The sequence below is a fragment of the Intrasporangium sp. DVR genome, from assembly GCF_040365325.1.
GTDB lineage: Bacteria > Actinomycetota > Actinomycetes > Actinomycetales > Dermatophilaceae > Intrasporangium.
The window spans coordinates 76,602-93,343 of the sequence record NZ_BAABZW010000001.1 but is presented as its reverse complement, the minus strand read 5'-3'; the positions used below and the strand labels follow the sequence as shown (position 1 = coordinate 93,343).

Below are 16,742 nucleotides of genomic sequence, written 5' to 3'. Positions count from 1 at the left end.
TCACTTGAGGATCTTGGTGACGCGACCGGCGCCGACCGTGCGGCCACCCTCGCGGATGGCGAACTTGAGGCCCTCCTCCATGGCGATCGGCTGGATGAGCTCGACCTTCATGTCGGTGTTGTCGCCGGGCATGACCATCTCGGTGCCCTCGGGCAGGTGCACGACACCCGTCACGTCCGTGGTGCGGAAGTAGAACTGCGGACGGTAGTTGTCGTAGAACGGCGTGTGACGGCCGCCCTCGTCCTTGGACAGGATGTAGACCTGAGCCTCGAACTCGGTGTGCGGGGTGATCGAGCCCGGCTTGCAGACGACCTGGCCACGCTCGACGTCCTCGCGCTTGACGCCACGGAGGAGCAGACCGACGTTCTCGCCCGCGCGACCCTCGTCGAGGAGCTTGCGGAACATCTCGACACCGGTGACGGTGGTCTTGGTGGGAGCGCCGGTGTGGATGCCGACGATCTCGACCTCCTCGTTGACCTTGAGGACACCGCGCTCGATGCGGCCGGTGACGACCGTGCCACGACCGGTGATCGTGAAGACGTCCTCGACGGGCATGAGGAACGGCTTGTCGATGTCGCGCTCGGGCTCGGGGATGTAGGTGTCCACCGCGTCCATGAGCTCGAGGACCGACTTGCCCCACTCCTCGTCGCCCTCGAGGGCCTTGAGCGCCGAGACCTTGACGACCGGCAGGTCGTCGCCCGGGAACTCGTAGGACGAGAGCAGCTCACGGACCTCCATCTCGACGAGCTCGAGGATCTCCTCGTCGTCGACCATGTCGGCCTTGTTGAGCGCCACGACGATGTAGGGAACGCCGACCTGCTTGGCCAGGAGGACGTGCTCACGCGTCTGCGGCATGGGGCCGTCGGTCGCGGCGACCACGAGGATCGCGCCGTCCATCTGAGCAGCACCCGTGATCATGTTCTTGACGTAGTCAGCGTGACCCGGGCAGTCGACGTGGGCGTAGTGACGACCCTCCGTCTGGTACTCGATGTGGGCGATCGAGATCGTGATGCCGCGCTGGCGCTCCTCGGGAGCCTTGTCGATGTCCTCGAACGCGAACTGGGGGTTGAGGTCCGGGTACTTGTCGTGCAGGACCTTGGAGATCGCAGCCGTCAGCGTCGTCTTGCCGTGGTCGATGTGACCAATGGTGCCGATGTTGACGTGCGGCTTGGTCCGCTCGAACTTTGCCTTCGCCACTGTGGTCCTCCTCAGGACTTCATAGTGTTACGCCGTACGACCAGGGCAGGACGTGGCGCTGTTTGGGTTGTGAATCGGGTGTGATTTCCCTTGGATTCCTCGGGAGAGCCTATCGGGGATGTCCCGAGAGTCACTCGCCGCGGGTCTTCTTGATGATCTCCTCGGCAACGGCCTTGGGGACCTCTGCGTAGGAGTCGAACTCCATGGAGAAGCTCGCGCGACCCTGCGTCTTGGACCGCAGGTCGCCGACGTAGCCGAACATCTCGGACAGGGGGACGAGACCGCGGACGACCTTGGCGCCGCTGACGTCGTCCATGCCCTGGATGTGGCCACGGCGGGAGTTGATGTCACCGATGACGTCACCCATGTAGTCCTCCGGGGTGCGGACCTCGACGGCCATCATCGGCTCGAGGAGCACGGGGTCGGCCTTGCGGACGGCCTCCTTGAGCACCATCGAACCGGCGATCTTGAACGCCATCTCCGAGGAGTCGACGTCGTGGTAGCCGCCGTCGACGAGCGTCGCCTTGATCCCGACGAGCGGGTAGCCGGCGAGCACGCCGTACTGCATCGCGTCCTGGATGCCGGCGTCGACCGACGGGATGTACTCGCGCGGGATGCGGCCACCGGTGACGGCGTTGACGAACTCGTAGAGCTCGCCGCCCTCGGCGTCGACGAGCGGCTCGAAGGTCACCTGGACCTTGGCGAACTGGCCGGAGCCACCCGTCTGCTTCTTGTGCGTGTAGTCGTACTTCTCGACCGCGCGACGGATGGTCTCGCGGTAGGCCACCTGCGGCTTGCCGACGTTGGCCTCGACCTTGAACTCGCGCTTCATGCGGTCGACGAGGATGTCGAGGTGCAGCTCGCCCATGCCGGCGATGATCGTCTGGCCGGTCTCGTCGTCGAGGTGGACCTGGAAGGTCGGGTCCTCGGCGGAGAGCTTCTGGATGGCCGTGGACAGCTTCTCCTGGTCGCTCTTGGTCTTCGGCTCGATGGCGACCTGGATGACCGGCTCGGGGAACGTCATCGACTCGAGGACGATCGGGGCGCTCAGGTCACACAGGGTGTCACCGGTCGTCGTGTCCTTGAGACCGATGGCCGCATAGATGTGACCCGCCAGAGCCTCGTCGACCGGGTTCTCCTTGTTGGCGTGCATCTGGAAGAGCTTGCCGATGCGCTCCTTCTTGCCCTTGGTCGAGTTCATGACCTGGCTGCCGGCCGCGATGCGCCCGGAGTACACGCGGATGAAGGTCAGCGTGCCGAAGAAGGGGTGCGAGGCGACCTTGAAGGCCAGCGCGGAGAACGGCTCCTCCGTGCTCGGCTTGCGGGTCATCTCGACCTCCTCGTGCCCGGGCTTGTGCCCGATCATCGGGGGCACGTCGAGGGGCGACGGAAGGTAGTCGACGACCGCGTCGAGCATCGGCTGGACGCCGCGGTTCTTGAACGCCGACCCGCAGATGACGGGGTAGAGCTCGGAGGAGGTGGTGAGCTTGCGGATCGCTCCCTTGATCTCCTCGGGCGTGAGGTCCTCGCCGCCGAGGTACTTCTCCATGAGGTCGTCGTCGGACTCCGCGACGCGCTCAACGAGCTGGTGGCGGTACTCCTCGGCCTTCTCCTTGAGGTCGGCCGGGATCTCCTGGATCTCGTACTTGGCGCCCATCGTCACGTCACCCTTGGCGTCGCCCGGCCAGACGAGGGCGCGCATGTAGATGAGGTCGACGACGCCGACGAACTCGCTCTCGGAGCCGATCGGCAGCTGGAGCACGAGCGGCTCCGCGCCGAGACGGTCCTTGATCGTCTGCACGGTGAAGTAGAAGTCCGCACCGAGCTTGTCCATCTTGTTGACGAAGCACACGCGCGGGACGTCGTACTTGTCGGCCTGCCGCCACACGGTCTCGGACTGGGGCTCGACGCCCTCCTTGCCGTCGAAGACGGCGACCGCGCCGTCGAGGACGCGCAGCGACCGCTCGACCTCGACCGTGAAGTCGACGTGGCCGGGCGTGTCGATGATGTTGATCTGGGAGCCTTCCCAGAAGCAGGTGACGGCCGCGGACGTGATGGTGATGCCGCGCTCCTTCTCCTGCTCCATCCAGTCGGTCGTCGACGCACCGTCGTGCGTCTCGCCGATCTTGCGGTTGACTCCGGTGTAGAAGAGCACACGCTCGGTCGTCGTCGTCTTGCCGGCGTCGATGTGCGCCATGATGCCGATGTTGCGGACCTGCTTGAGGTCCGTCAGGACGTCGAGTGCCACGTCAGTTGTCTCATCTCATTCGTGTGGGAAATCTGCGGGAGCCGAGCCGGCGTGAGCACGGCAGGGCTCGGTCCCGGGGGTGTGCCGCCGAGCTGGCCCAGCGGCACACCACCGGCCCGCTGTCACCAGCGGTAGTGCGCGAAGGCCTTGTTGGACTCGGCCATCTTGTGCGTGTCCTCGCGACGCTTGACCGCGGCGCCGAGGCCGTTGGACGCGTCGAGGATCTCGTTCATGAGGCGCTCGGTCATCGTCTTCTCGCGACGCTGACGGGCGTAGCCGACGAGCCAGCGCAGGGCCAGCGTCGTGCTGCGGCCCGGCTTGACCTCGATCGGCACCTGATAGGTGGCGCCACCGACACGGCGGGACTTGACCTCCATGGCCGGCTTGACGTTGTCGAGCGCGCGCTTGAGCGTGGCGACCGGGTCGCTGCCGGTCTTCTGGCGGCAGCCCTCGAGGGCGCCGTAGACGATCGTCTCGGCGATCGACTTCTTGCCGTCGAGGAGGATCTTGTTGACGAGCTGCGTCACGAGCGGGCTGGAGTAGACCGGGTCGACGACCAGCGGACGCTTCGGAGCGGGTCCCTTACGAGGCATCAGCCCTTCTCCTTCTTCGCACCGTAACGGCTGCGAGCCTGCTTGCGGCCCTTGACACCCTGGGTGTCGAGGGTGCCGCGGACGATCTTGTAGCGAACACCGGGGAGGTCCTTCACACGACCACCGCGGACGAGCACGATCGAGTGCTCCTGAAGGTTGTGGCCGACGCCGGGGATGTAGGCCGTGACCTCGATGCCGCTGCTGAGGCGGACACGGGCGACCTTGCGGAGGGCGGAGTTCGGCTTCTTGGGGGTGGTGGTGTACACGCGGGTGCACACACCGCGGCGCTGGGGCGAGCCCTTGAGCGCCGGGGTCTTGGCCTTGGAGGCCTTGTCCTCGCGGCCCTTGCGGACCAGCTGGTTGATGGTAGGCAACCTGGTTACTCCATAACGTTGCTTGTTGTCGTGCCGACCCTGCTGGGCCGACTCCTTGGCTGTTCGGCTTCCCGACCCCCGCGCTCGGGTGTGTCCCGCGGAAGTCACTGAACCGGTTCTCCCCCCTGCACTCCCCACTGGGGTACAACTGACCCTGGTGGATTGCCCGGCGAGAGGTTCGCTCTGGACCACAGTGATGTCGCGCTGGCCGTGGCCGGCGGACAGGGCACCGAAGCCGTCATCGCGCATGCCTGAGCGCATGTCTCAGACACAGTGTTCAAGCGTACCGGCGTGTTGCACGCCGACCAAATCCGTCACCCTTGCCTTGACCGCCCGGATGCCGTATGCCGCTGGGCTCGCTCCCCCGGGCAGCGCCCTCACCCGCTGGGGCTCGGTCACTCCTCAGGCCGTCGGTCAGCCGAGACGCCAGTCCCCCGCGTAGATGTGCAGCACCGGCAGGCCGAGCACCTCCCGAGCCCGCGAGGCCCAGTCGGTGTGGAAGGTGTCCTCGACGGCATGCGGCTCGGTGACGACGACGACCTCGCGGGCGTTCAGGCGCTCGACCTCCGCGACGAGGGTCGGCATCGGGTCGTCACCGGTCACCTCACCCGTCACCGTGAGCCCGCGCTGCTCGAACTGCTCGAGGCTCTTCGCGAGCGCCGTCCGCGCGTCGGCGTGGGCGCCCTCGCGGTCGACCGGCTTGAGCGACTCCAGGGCCTCGCGCATCTCGAAGAGGCTGAGGTGGTTGAGGAACGCGCTGAGCATGTTGCGGTCCGTGTCGGCCGGCACGAGCACCCGATACGTCTCCTCGACGTCGTCCCCGGCATGCAGACCGACGATCTTGTCCACGTCAACCGGCTTGAGGGCCTCCTCGGTCAGCACGATGACCGTGGCAGGGGCCGGCGTGGCTTCGGACTCTGAAGGGCTCTCGACCGTGCTGTCGAGGGGGGCTGCGTCGCTCATGCCAGCACCCTATCCATCGGCTGCCCGCCCCCACCCGTCAACCGGAGAGCCCGCTGGGCTGGGACTGCGCCTGTGCGCGGTCCCAGCCCAGCGGCATACGGCCTCGTGTCGGCCGGTGACGGTGCGGTCAGAGCTTGTCGAGCCCCAGCGCCTCGTCGTCGAGACGGATGGCCTCGCCGGTGCCCGTGCCGAAGCTCGCGTAGTCGTACGCGTCGTAGCTCGGCAGCGAGTACATGGCGGCCTTGGCCTCCTCGGTCGGCTCCACCTTGATGTTGCGGTAGCGCGGCAGGCCAGTCCCGGCGGGGATGAGCTTTCCGAGGATGACGTTCTCCTTGAGGCCGAGCAGCGGGTCGGACTTCGCCTCCATGGCGGCCTGCGTGAGGACACGCGTGGTCTCCTGGAACGAAGCGGCCGACAGCCACGACTCGGTCGCGAGGGACGCCTTGGTGATGCCCATGAGTTCCGGACGACCCGCAGCGGGGCGCCCACCCTCGGCCATCACCTTGCGGTTCTCCTCCTCGAAGCGGCCGCGCTCGGCGAGCTCGCCCGGGAGCAGGTCGGCGTCGCCGGCCTCGATGATCGTCACCCGACGCAGCATCTGGCGCACGATGACCTCGATGTGCTTGTCGTGGATCGACACACCCTGCTGGCGGTACACCGTCTGCACCTCGTCGACGAGGTGCTTCTGGGCGGCCCGCGGACCGAGGATGCGCAGCACCTGCTTCGGGTCGATGGCGCCCTGGACGAGCTTGGTGCCGACCGTGACGTGGTCACCGTCCTGGACGAGCAGGCGCGAGCGCTTGCTCACCGGGTAGGCGTGCTGCTCCGAGCCGTCGTCCGGCGTGAGCAGGATGCGACGCGCCTTGTCGGTGTCCTCGATCTCGATGCGGCCGGTGGCCTCGGCGATCGGGGCGACACCCTTGGGCGTGCGGGCCTCGAAGAGCTCGACGACACGCGGCAGACCCTGGGTGATGTCGTCCGCCGCAGCCGCACCACCCGTGTGGAAGGTCCGCATCGTCAGCTGCGTGCCCGGCTCACCGATCGACTGCGCCGCGATGATGCCGACGGCCTCGCCGATGTCGACGAGCTTGCCCGTCGCCAGGGAGCGGCCGTAGCACTTCGCGCACGTGCCGACCTTGGAGTCGCACGTGAGCACCGAGCGGATCTTGACCGAGTCGATGCCTGCGGCGTAGAGCGCGCCGATGACGACGTCACCGAGGTCGATGCCCGCCTCGGCCAGCACGGTGCCCTCGGCGTCGGTGACGTCCTCAGCCAGCGTGCGGGCGTAGATCGAGGCCTCGACGACCTCCGAGAGGGTGCGCGTGCCCGTCGTCTCGTTGACCTGGGCGATCGGCAGCGTCAGGCCGCGGTCGGTGCCGCAGTCCTCCTCGCGGATGATGACGTCCTGGGAGACGTCGACGAGACGACGCGTCAGGTAGCCCGAGTCAGCCGTGCGGAGCGCGGTGTCGGCCAGACCCTTGCGGGCACCGTGGGTGGAGATGAAGAACTCCAGCACGGTCAGGCCCTCACGGAAGTTCGCCTTGATCGGCCGCGGGATGATCTCACCCTTCGGGTTGGCCATCAGGCCTCGCATCCCGGCGATCTGACGGATCTGGAACCAGTTACCACCCGCACCCGAGGACACCATCCGGTAGATCGGGTTGGTCCGCGGGAAGTTGGTCTCCATCTCCTTGGCGACCTGGTTGGACGCCTGGGTCCAGATCTCGACGAGCTCCTGACGGCGCTCGTCGTCGGTGATCAGACCGCGCTCGTACTGGGTCTGGACCTTGGCGGCCTTCGTCTCGTAGGCCTCGAGGATCTCGGTCTTGTTGCCCGGCGTCGTGACGTCGGCGATCGCGACGGTGCTGCCCGACCGGGTGGCCCAGTGGAAACCGGCCTCCTTCAGGGCGTCGAGCGACGCGGCGACCTGGACCTTGGAGTAGCGCTCCGCGAGGTCGTTGACGATCGCCGAGAGGCTCTTGCGGTCGACGGCCTTGTTGATGAACGGGTAGTCCACCGGCAGGGTGTCGTTGAAGATCGCCCGGCCGAGGCTCGTCTCGATGATGAGCGACGGGACCAGGCCGTTCTCGTCCGGCTCGACGCCCTCGGGCAGCTCGTAGCCGGCCGGGGGCACGACATCAGTCAGGCGCAGCTTGACCGACGAGCCGAGCTCGATCTCGCCGCGGTCGAAGGCCATCCGGGCCTCCGCCGGGGACGAGAAGGCACGACCCGCACCCAGACCCCCACCGTCGACCAGCTCGGTCAGGTGGAAGATGCCGGTGATCATGTCCTGTGTCGGCATGGTCACGGGGCGACCGTCAGCCGGCTTGAGGATGTTGTTGCTCGACAGCATGAGGATCCGGGCCTCAGCCTGGGCCTCCGCCGACAGCGGCACGTGCACGGCCATCTGGTCACCGTCGAAGTCGGCGTTGAAGGCCGAGCAGACGAGCGGGTGGATCTGGATGGCCTTGCCCTCGACGAGCTGCGGCTCGAACGCCTGGATGCCGAGGCGGTGCAGCGTCGGTGCGCGGTTGAGCAACACGGGGTGCTCGGTGATGACCTCTTCGAGGACGTCCCACACGACCGGGCGGGCGCGCTCGACCATGCGCTTGGCCGACTTGATGTTCTGGGCGTGGTCGAGGTCGACCAGGCGCTTCATCACGAACGGCTTGAACAGCTCGAGCGCCATCTGCTTCGGCAGGCCGCACTGGTGCAGCTTCAGCTGCGGGCCGACGACGATGACCGAACGGCCGGAGTAGTCGACGCGCTTGCCGAGGAGGTTCTGGCGGAACCGGCCCTGCTTGCCCTTGAGCATGTCGGACAGCGACTTGAGCGGACGGTTGCCGGGGCCTGTGACCGGGCGACCACGACGGCCGTTGTCGAAGAGGCTGTCGACGGCCTCCTGGAGCATCCGCTTCTCGTTGTTGACGATGATCTCGGGCGCGCCGAGGTCGAGCAGCCGCTTGAGGCGGTTGTTGCGGTTGATGACGCGACGGTAGAGGTCGTTGAGGTCCGACGTCGCGAAGCGGCCACCGTCGAGCTGGACCATCGGGCGCAGGTCCGGCGGGATGACCGGGATCGCGTCGAGGACCATGCCGGTCGGGTGGTTCGTCGTCATCTGGAACGCGTTGACGACCTTGAGCCGCTTGATGGCGCGGGTCTTCTTCTGGCCCTTGCCGGTGGCGATGATCTCTTGGAGGGAGTCCGCCTCGGCGTCGAGGTCGAAGGACTGGAGCCGCTTCTGGATCGCGGCGGCGCCCATGCCGCCCTCGAAGTAGAGACCGAACCGGTCCCGCATCTCGCGGTAGAGGATCTCGTCACCCTCGAGGTCCTGGACCTTGAGGTTCTTGAAGCGGTCCCAGACCTGCTCGAGCCGCTCGACCTGCTGGTCGGCGCGACGACGGATCGCGTTCATCTCACGCTCGGCGGAGTCGCGGACCTTGCGCTTGGCGTCGGCCTTGGCGCCCTCGGCCTCGAGCGCGGCGATGTCCTGCTCGAGCTTCTGCGCGCGGGCCTCGACGTCGGCGTCGCGGCGGTTCTCGATCTCCTTCTTCTCGACCTGGATCTGCGCCTCGAGCGAGGGCAGGTCCTGGTGGCGCTGCTCCTCGTCGACGGACGTGATCATGTAGGCCGCGAAGTAGATGACCTTCTCGAGGTCCTTCGGGGCGAGGTCGAGGAGGTACCCGAGGCGTGACGGGACGCCCTTGAAGTACCAGATGTGGGTGACGGGGGCGGCGAGCTCGATGTGGCCCATCCGCTCGCGGCGCACCTTGGCGCGCGTGACCTCGACGCCACAGCGCTCACAGATGATGCCCTTGAAGCGGACCCGCTTGTACTTGCCGCAGTTGCACTCCCAGTCCCGGGTGGGGCCGAAGATGCGCTCGCAGAACAGGCCCTCCTTCTCCGGCTTCAGGGTGCGGTAGTTGATGGTCTCCGGCTTCTTGACCTCGCCGTGGCTCCACTGGCGGATGTCCTCCGCCGTGGCAAGGCCGATGCGCAGCTCGTCGAAGAAGTTGACGTCGAGCACGTGGTTCCTTCTCTCGTAACTCTCGTTAAGTCTTTGGTCTGAGTGGGATTCGTTGACTCAAGGTGCCGTATGCCGCTGAGCTGGCCCAGCGGCATACGGACCGCTTGTCGTGTGGTTGGCCGTCTTCTCAGACCTCTTCGACGCTGGACGGCTCACGCCGGCTCAGGTCGATGCCGAGCTCCTCCGCTGCGCGGAAGACCTCCTCGTCGGATTCCTTCATCTCGATGGTGGTGCCCTCGGAGTTCAGGACCTCGACGTTGAGACACAGCGACTGCATCTCCTTGAGGAGGACCTTGAACGACTCCGGGATGCCCGAGTCGGGGATGTTCTCGCCCTTGACGATGGCCTCGTAGACCTTGACGCGACCGGGCACGTCGTCGGACTTGATCGTCAGCAGCTCCTGCAGCGTGTAGGCCGCGCCGTAGGCCTCGAGCGCCCAGACCTCCATCTCACCGAAGCGCTGGCCACCGAACTGGGCCTTACCGCCGAGCGGCTGCTGGGTGATCATCGAGTACGGGCCCGTCGAGCGAGCGTGGATCTTGTCGTCGACGAGGTGGTGGAGCTTGAGGATGTACATGTAGCCCACCGCCACCGGCTCGGGGAACGGCTCGCCGGAGCGGCCGTCGAAGAGCCGGGTCTTGCCCGACGCGTCGATGAGGCGCACGCCGTCGCGGGTCCGCAGCGTCGAGTCGAGCAGGCCGGTGACGACCTCCTCGGACGCACCGTCGAAGACCGGCGTCGCCACCCGCGAGCCCGGTGCCGCCTCGTGCGCGTCGGCCGGGATCTGCTTGGCCCACTCGGGGTTGCCCTCGATCTTCCAGCCGCGGTTGGCGGCCCAGCCGAGGTGCAGCTCGAGGATCTGGCCGAGGTTCATCCGTCGCGGCACACCGTGCGGGTTGAGGATGACGTCGACCGGCGTGCCGTCCTCGAGGAACGGCATGTCCTCGACCGGCAGGATCTTGGAGATGACACCCTTGTTGCCGTGCCGGCCGGCGAGCTTGTCACCGTCGGTGATCTTGCGCTTGTTGGCGACGTAGACGCGGACGAGCTGGTTGACGCCCGGGGGCAGGTCGTCGCCCATGTCGGCGCGGAACTCCTTGACGCCGATGACGGTGCCGGTCTCGCCGTGCGGGACCTTGAGGGACGTGTCGCGGACCTCGCGGGCCTTCTCACCGAAGATCGCGCGCAGCAGCCGCTCCTCCGGGGTCAGCTCGGTCTCGCCCTTGGGGGTCACCTTGCCGACGAGCAGGTCACCGTCGCGGACCTCGGCGCCGACGCGGATGATGCCGCGCTCGTCGAGGTCGGCCAGGACGTCCTCGGAGACGTTGGGGATGTCCCGCGTGATCTCCTCCGGGCCGAGCTTCGTGTCCCGGGCGTCGACCTCGTGCTCCTCGATGTGGATCGAGGAGAGGACGTCGTCCTGGACGAGCCGCTGGCTGAGGATGATCGCGTCCTCGTAGTTGTGCCCCTCCCACGACATGAACGCGACGAGGAGGTTGCGCCCGAGGGCCATCTCGCCGCCGTCGGTCGCCGGACCGTCGGCGATGACGTCGCCGGCCTCGACCCGGTCGCCCTCGTTGACGACGACGACCTGGTTGTAGCTCGTGCCCTGGTTGGACCGGGCGAACTTGGCGATCCGGTACGTCTGGTAGGTGCCGTCGTCGTTGGCGACGGTGACCAGGTCGGCGGAGACCTCCTGGACGGCGCCGGCCTTGTCGGCGCGGACGACGTCACCGGAGTCGAGCGCGGCACGGAACTCCATGCCGGTGCCGACGAGCGGGGCCTCGCTCTTGACGAGCGGGACGGCCTGACGTTGCATGTTGGCACCCATGAGGGCGCGGTTGGCGTCGTCGTGCTCGAGGAACGGGATCATCGCCGTCGCGGCCGACACCATCTGGCGCGGGGAGACGTCCATGTAGTCGACGTCCTCGGCCGGGACGAGCTCGACCTCGCCGCCCTTGGTGCGGACGAGGACGCGCTCCTCGGAGAAGCGGCCCTTGTCGTCGACCGCCGCGTTGGCCTGGGCGACGACGAACTTGTCCTCCTCGTCAGCCGAGAGGTAGTGCACCTCGTCGCTGACGACACCCTTGTTGACCTTGCGGTAGGGCGTCTCGATGAAGCCGAACGCGTTGATCCGTCCGTACGAGGCGAGGGAGCCGATCAGCCCGATGTTCGGGCCTTCCGGCGTCTCGATCGGGCACATGCGGCCGTAGTGCGAGTGGTGGACGTCGCGGACCTCCATCTGGGCCCGGTCCCGGGAGATACCACCCGGGCCGAGCGCGGACAGACGACGCTTGTGCGTCAGACCCGCGAGCGGGTTGTTCTGGTCCATGAACTGCGACAGCTGCGACGTGCCGAAGAACTCCTTGATCGACGCCACCACGGGGCGGATGTTGATCAGGGTCTGCGGGGTGATCGCCTCGACGTCCTGCGTCGTCATGCGCTCGCGGACGACACGCTCCATCCGGGACAGTCCGGTGCGGACCTGGTTCTGGATGAGCTCGCCGACGGAGCGGAGGCGACGGTTGCCGAAGTGGTCGATGTCGTCGACCTCGACGCGCACGTCGATCTGCTCGCCGTTCTTGACGCCCTGCATCGAGTCACGGCCGTCGTGGAGCGCGACGATGAACTTGATCGTCGCGACGATGTCGTCGATCGCGAGCGTCGAGTCGTTGATCGAGGAGTCGAGCCCGAGCTTCTTGTTGATCTTGTAGCGACCGACCTTGGCCAGGTCGTAGCGCTTGGGGTTGAAGTAGAGGTTGTCGAGCAGGGTCTGCGCGGCCTCCTTGGTCGGCGGCTCGCCCGGACGCAGCTTGCGGTAGATGTCGAGCAGCGCGTCGTCCTGGCCCTGCGTGTGGTCCTTCTCGAGGGTCAGGCGCATCGACTCGAACTCGCCGAACTCCTCGAGGATCTGGGCCTCGGTCCAGCCGAGCGCCTTGAGGAGCACGGTGACGGACTGCTTGCGCTTGCGGTCGACGCGGACGCCGACCATGTCGCGCTTGTCGATCTCGAACTCGAGCCACGCGCCGCGGCTCGGGATGATCTTCGACGTGTAGATGTCCTTGTCGGACGTCTTGTCGGGGGTGCGTTCGAAGTAGACGCCCGGGCTGCGGACGAGCTGCGAGACGACGACACGCTCGGTGCCGTTGATGATGAAGGTGCCGCGCTCGGTCATCAGCGGGAAGTCACCCATGAAGACCGTCTGGCTCTTGATCTCACCGGTCTGGGCGTTCATGAACTCGGCGGTCACGAACAGCGGGGCGTCGTAGGTCTGGTCGCGCTCCTTGCACGCCTCGATCGTCTTGCGCGTCTCCTCGAAACGGTGGTCGCGGAACGACAGCGACATCGAGCCGCTGAAGTCCTCGATCGGGGAGATCTCCTCGAATATCTCCTCGAGGCCGGAACGGTCAGGGACATCAGTGCGGCCCTCGGCCTTGGCCGCGGCGACGCGAGCCTGCCACCGCTCGTTGCCGAGCAGCCAGTCAAAGCTCTCCGTCTGAAGGGCCAGGAGGTCGGGGACCTCGAGGGGTTCGCGAATCTTCGCGAAGGACAGACGCCCGGAGGCAGTCTGTGCAGTGGACATGTTCGTCGCAGTACGCGCGGCAGCCAAGGAGGGTCCTTCCACGGGCCTTTTCGTATTCGTCGTCTCCGCCACGCATGGCTCGACACACGGGTCCCAGGGCGAGGTCCGTGCTGGCGGCACGGCGAAGGACGCGACTGGGGGTCGTGTAGCGAGGGCATGGGCAGCGCAAAGGCCTAGCCTACCCACAAAGGGCAGGAGTGTCCAGCCGGGTCAAGAGGCGGAGGTCGCAGACCTCGACACTTCCCGGACCGGGAGTCCCGTGGAGGAACGCGACGAATATGGCCCCCCCGCGTCGCCACGTCAAGCCCTTCTCGTCAGTAGCTGCATCGAGATGGTGCAAACCGCCCGTTGTGCCGCGCCGCGGCGGCCTCGGGTGCCCCTTGCGAGCCCGGACCTCGGGCCCTCACCGATCGAGTGCGCAGCTCGTGCCGGGGCGCACCGGGGCGCACCGGGGCGCACCGGGGCGCACCGGGGCGCACTGCGGCAGCAGCTGCGCACTCGACAGGTCGGGTCAGACGGCGGGCTGCTGCTGGGTGATGCAGTGGATGCCGCCGCCCCGGTCGAAGAGGGGTCGCGCGTCCACGCCCACGACCCGCCGCCCGGGGTAGGCGTCGGCGAGGATCCCGAGGGCTCGCTCGTCCTGCTCGTCGTCGTAGGTGCACGCGATGACCCCACCGTTGACGACGAGGTGGTTGATATAGGACCAGTCGACCGGGCCCTCCGCATCGCTGAGCCGGCGCGGCGCCGGCACGCCGACGACCTCGAACCGCTCCCCCCTCGCGTCGCGCGCATCGGACAGCAGCTCACGCAGCTCGGCGGAGACGGCGTGGTCCGGGTGTGCCGGGTCCCCCTGCTCGTGCAGCAGCAGCACCCCCGGCGCGGGGATGGTCGCGACGATGTCGACATGGCCCCGCGTCCCGAACTCGTCGTAGTCCCGCGTCAGCCCCCGGGGCAGCCAGATCGCGTGCGTCGTCCCGATCGTTCGGGACAGCTCGGCCTCGACGTCGGCCCTGGTGAGCGCGGGGTTGCGGCCGGGGTCGAGCTGGACGGTCTCGGTGAGCAGCACCGTGCCGAGGCCGTCGACGTGGATCCCGCCGCCCTCGTTGACCAGCGACGACGGGATGAGCTCGGCGGGCGTCCGGCCGGCGACGAGGGCGCCGATCCGGGCGTCGTGCTCCCACGACGCCCAGGGCTGGGCGCCCCACCCGTTGAAGACCCAGTCCACCGCGCCGAGTCGACCGTCGTCCCCGATCACGAAGGTCGGCCCGATGTCGCGCATCCACGCGTCGTCGAGGGCTGCCGGGATCAGCTCGACATCGGGGTGCAGGTGCCGGCGCGCCACGGCGACGTCGTCCGGGACGACGACCATCCGCACCGGCTCGAACTCGATGACGGCGTTGGCGACGGCTGCCCAGGTCAGACGTGCCCTGGCGACCTCCTCGGGGGTGTCCCCGAGGGTGTAGCCCTGGCTCGGCCACGCCATCCACGTGCACTCGTGCGGAGCGGTCTCCGCCGGCATCCGCCAGCCCGTCACGAGGCCCCCTCAGCCGGCGTCACGGCGGTGCTCGGGGCGGATCGGCTCGACGAGCGCCCGGTACGAGTCCGGGCGGCGCGTGGCCAGGAACGGGAAGAGGTCGAGCCAGTCCTGCCGCTGGGCGAGGTCGAGGTCGGCCACGAGCACGGCCGCCTCGTCGCGCGGGGCCTGGACGAGGATGCGGCCGTACGGGTCGGAGATGAACGAGGATCCGTAGAAGGTGATCAGCCCTTCGGTGCCGCAGCGGTTGGGGACCACCATGAAGAGCCCGTTGGCGATGCCGTTGCCGACGATGACCTGCTGCCACAGGGGTTGGGTGTCGAACTGCGGATGGTCGGGCTCGGAGCCGATCGCGGTCGGGTAGCAGAGGACCTGGGCTCCGGCCAGCGAGTAGAGCCGTGCCACCTCCGGGAACCACTCGTCCCAGCAGGTGGGCAGCCCGAGGCGCATCCCCTGCTCCTCGAGGTCGACGACCGGGTAGGCGTTCTCGGCCGGCCCCGGACGGAAGTACTTGTCCTCGTAGTAGCCGGCGGTGACCGGGATGTGGGTCTTGCGGGTCCGGGCGACGATCTCGCCGGACGGCGCGACGATGACCGCCGTGTTGAAACCGAGCCCATCGCCGTCGTCGGCGCGCTCGTAGAGCGACGCGTGGACGTGGACGCCGAAGTCGCGGGCCGCGTCCCGGGCGAAGGCCACCGTCGGTCCCGTCTCGAGGTCCTCGGCGAGCTCGCTCGGCGTGCCGGTGGGCATCGTGTCCGCCGGGTAGCGCGAGAGGGTCAGCTCAGGCAGGAAGACGATCCTCGCGCCGGCCTCGGCCGCCGTTCGGACGCCGTCCCGCAGGGTCTCCACGAGGGCGTCGGGGTCGTCGACCCACTGGTGCTGGACGAGCCCGACGCGGACGGGCGGGGTGGCCGGCTCGTCGACACGGGCGAGGGATTCAGGGACAGCGTTGGCCTGGATCAGTTTCACGCCCCGCAGTATCCACCCCCGGCAGGCACTCCCGACGACCCGACGGGTCAGTAGGCCTCGAGAGCGCTCAGCAGCCAGCGGTCGCCCACCTTGGTCATCGTCGCGATGACCCGGTTCTGGTCGATCGCCGGCGTCCGCTGCGCCGTCGAGGTGGTCGCCTGGTTGACGAAGGCCATCACGCGGACCACGGTCCCGGGACCCCCGTCGCCCGTCGTGGCCATGATGCCGGCCTCCTGGACCCTGGCCTGGACCGTCGCCTCGTTCTTCACCGCCAGGGGCTTGATGTCGGTGCGCGCGACCTGCGTGAACTCGTCCTTGAAGGGCGCCGCGAGGAGGGGCGCGACCTCGGCGACGTGCTCGTCGAAGGTCGTCCCGCTGTAGCTGAGCACCGACTCGAGGGTCGTCCGGGCCGAGCCGACGGCGGCCGACCGGTCCGCGTCGGTCAGCGCGGGGCGTAGGGAGTAGCCGAGCGTGAGGGCGAGGAGGCCCGCCGCGAGGACGAGCGGGAGAAGCGGCCGCCACAGACTGATGGCCGTATGCCGCCGGGCCGGCTTCTCGGGGGCCGCGCCGGCCGGTTGGTCGGCCGGCTGGTCGGCCGGCTGTGGCCGCTGGCGGGCCCGACGGTCGACCAGCCGGGGCGGGGGTGGGTGCGCCGCCCCGGCTGGCGTCGTGGACCGCCTCGATCCCGCGACGCGGCGGCGTGGGGACGTGGCCGACCGGCCTTCCGTCCGGTTCCGGCGGACGTCAGCTGACGAAGTCAAGGGAGCTCACCTTCCAGGAGTCGCCGGCCTTCTCGAGGTCGAGCCGGATCCGGTACGTCTTCTTCTCGGGTTCCTCGGTTGCGGTGTTCGTCGTGGGCGCGACGAGTCCGACGAGGACCACGGCCGAGTCGCTGTCGCCCGAGACGTAGGCCGCCTCCGCGCGCTCCACGGTGGAGACGGTCTTGTTGCCCTCGACGACCGGTTTGAGCTCGTCGAGGGCGCCTTCGTACTGTTCCTTGAACTCACCGGTCGCACCGGCGACGACGCGTCCCGTGTCGGCCGCGAAGGTGCTCGCGTCAAGCGTGACGAAGTTGACGGCGAGCTGCCGTCCTGCGGCGAGCGCCTCCGCGCGGGCCGCGCCCGCCTGGGTGCGCTCCCATGCAGTGCGGCCCAGCGTGGCCGCAACCGTGGTCGCCGCGAGGGCGAGGATGAGGGCGACCGCCCAGAGCGCCGGGCCGGTTCGGCGTCGTGTGGTCGTGGTCATGAGTGGTTC

General features: G+C 68.2%; 11 protein-coding genes. All 11 read right to left on the bottom strand.

Annotated features, from left to right (window positions below; all coding sequences use genetic code 11):
• A complete protein-coding gene (tuf, locus tag ABWV20_RS00435) occupies positions 1-1,197 on the bottom strand; it encodes an elongation factor Tu (RefSeq protein WP_353352783.1) in 1,197 nt (398 codons plus the stop codon).
• 130 nt (positions 1,198-1,327) lie between these two features.
• Positions 1,328-3,445, bottom strand: a complete 2,118-nt coding sequence (gene fusA / locus ABWV20_RS00430; protein ID WP_353352781.1) for an elongation factor G — start codon at positions 3,443-3,445, stop codon at positions 1,328-1,330.
• A 122-nt stretch (positions 3,446-3,567) separates the two neighbouring features.
• A complete protein-coding gene (gene rpsG, locus ABWV20_RS00425) occupies positions 3,568-4,038 on the bottom strand; it encodes a 30S ribosomal protein S7 (protein ID WP_353352780.1) in 471 nt (156 codons plus the stop codon).
• Positions 4,038-4,412: a 30S ribosomal protein S12 gene (gene rpsL / locus ABWV20_RS00420; RefSeq protein WP_272463801.1), complete on the bottom strand. Its 375-nt coding sequence runs from the start codon at positions 4,410-4,412 to the stop codon at positions 4,038-4,040. Before rpsL ends, rpsG begins: the two co-directional genes overlap by 1 nt.
• A 414-nt stretch (positions 4,413-4,826) precedes the next feature.
• The gene (locus tag ABWV20_RS00415; RefSeq protein WP_353352779.1) at positions 4,827-5,375 is read right to left on the bottom strand and encodes a hypothetical protein; all 549 of its coding nucleotides are present in this window, start codon (positions 5,373-5,375) and stop codon (positions 4,827-4,829) included.
• Between the two features lie 127 nt (positions 5,376-5,502).
• Positions 5,503-9,402 (bottom strand): DNA-directed RNA polymerase subunit beta', encoded by a 3,900-nt coding sequence (locus ABWV20_RS00410; RefSeq protein ID WP_353352778.1) that lies wholly within the window; start codon positions 9,400-9,402, stop codon positions 5,503-5,505.
• Between the two features lie 127 nt (positions 9,403-9,529).
• Entirely contained in the window at positions 9,530-12,985 is a 3,456-nt protein-coding gene (gene rpoB, locus ABWV20_RS00405; RefSeq protein ID WP_353352777.1) for a DNA-directed RNA polymerase subunit beta, read from the bottom strand.
• Between the two features lie 511 nt (positions 12,986-13,496).
• The gene (locus tag ABWV20_RS00400; RefSeq protein WP_353352776.1) at positions 13,497-14,519 is read right to left on the bottom strand and encodes an agmatine deiminase family protein; all 1,023 of its coding nucleotides are present in this window, start codon (positions 14,517-14,519) and stop codon (positions 13,497-13,499) included.
• A 9-nt stretch (positions 14,520-14,528) separates the two neighbouring features.
• Positions 14,529-15,488, bottom strand: a complete 960-nt coding sequence (locus ABWV20_RS00395; RefSeq protein WP_353352775.1) for a nitrilase-related carbon-nitrogen hydrolase — start codon at positions 15,486-15,488, stop codon at positions 14,529-14,531.
• A 47-nt stretch (positions 15,489-15,535) separates the two neighbouring features.
• Positions 15,536-16,249, bottom strand: a complete 714-nt coding sequence (locus ABWV20_RS00390; protein ID WP_353352774.1) for a hypothetical protein — start codon at positions 16,247-16,249, stop codon at positions 15,536-15,538.
• Complete coding sequence (locus ABWV20_RS00385; RefSeq protein ID WP_353352773.1) at positions 16,233-16,733, bottom strand: Rv1363c family protein; 501 nt, start codon at positions 16,731-16,733, stop codon at positions 16,233-16,235. The genes ABWV20_RS00390 and ABWV20_RS00385 overlap by 17 nt, the downstream gene beginning before the upstream one ends.
• Positions 16,734-16,742 lie beyond the last annotated feature (9 nt).

Coding starts and splice junctions, on each gene's coding strand:
- rpsG (WP_353352780.1), bottom strand. CDS start 4,038: ATGCCTCGTAAGGGACCCGCTCCGAAGCGTCCGCTGGTCGTCGACCCG.
- ABWV20_RS00415 (WP_353352779.1), bottom strand. CDS start 5,375: ATGAGCGACGCAGCCCCCCTCGACAGCACGGTCGAGAGCCCTTCAGAG.
- rpoB (WP_353352777.1), bottom strand. CDS start 12,985: ATGTCCACTGCACAGACTGCCTCCGGGCGTCTGTCCTTCGCGAAGATT.
- ABWV20_RS00385 (WP_353352773.1), bottom strand. CDS start 16,733: ATGACCACGACCACACGACGCCGAACCGGCCCGGCGCTCTGGGCGGTC.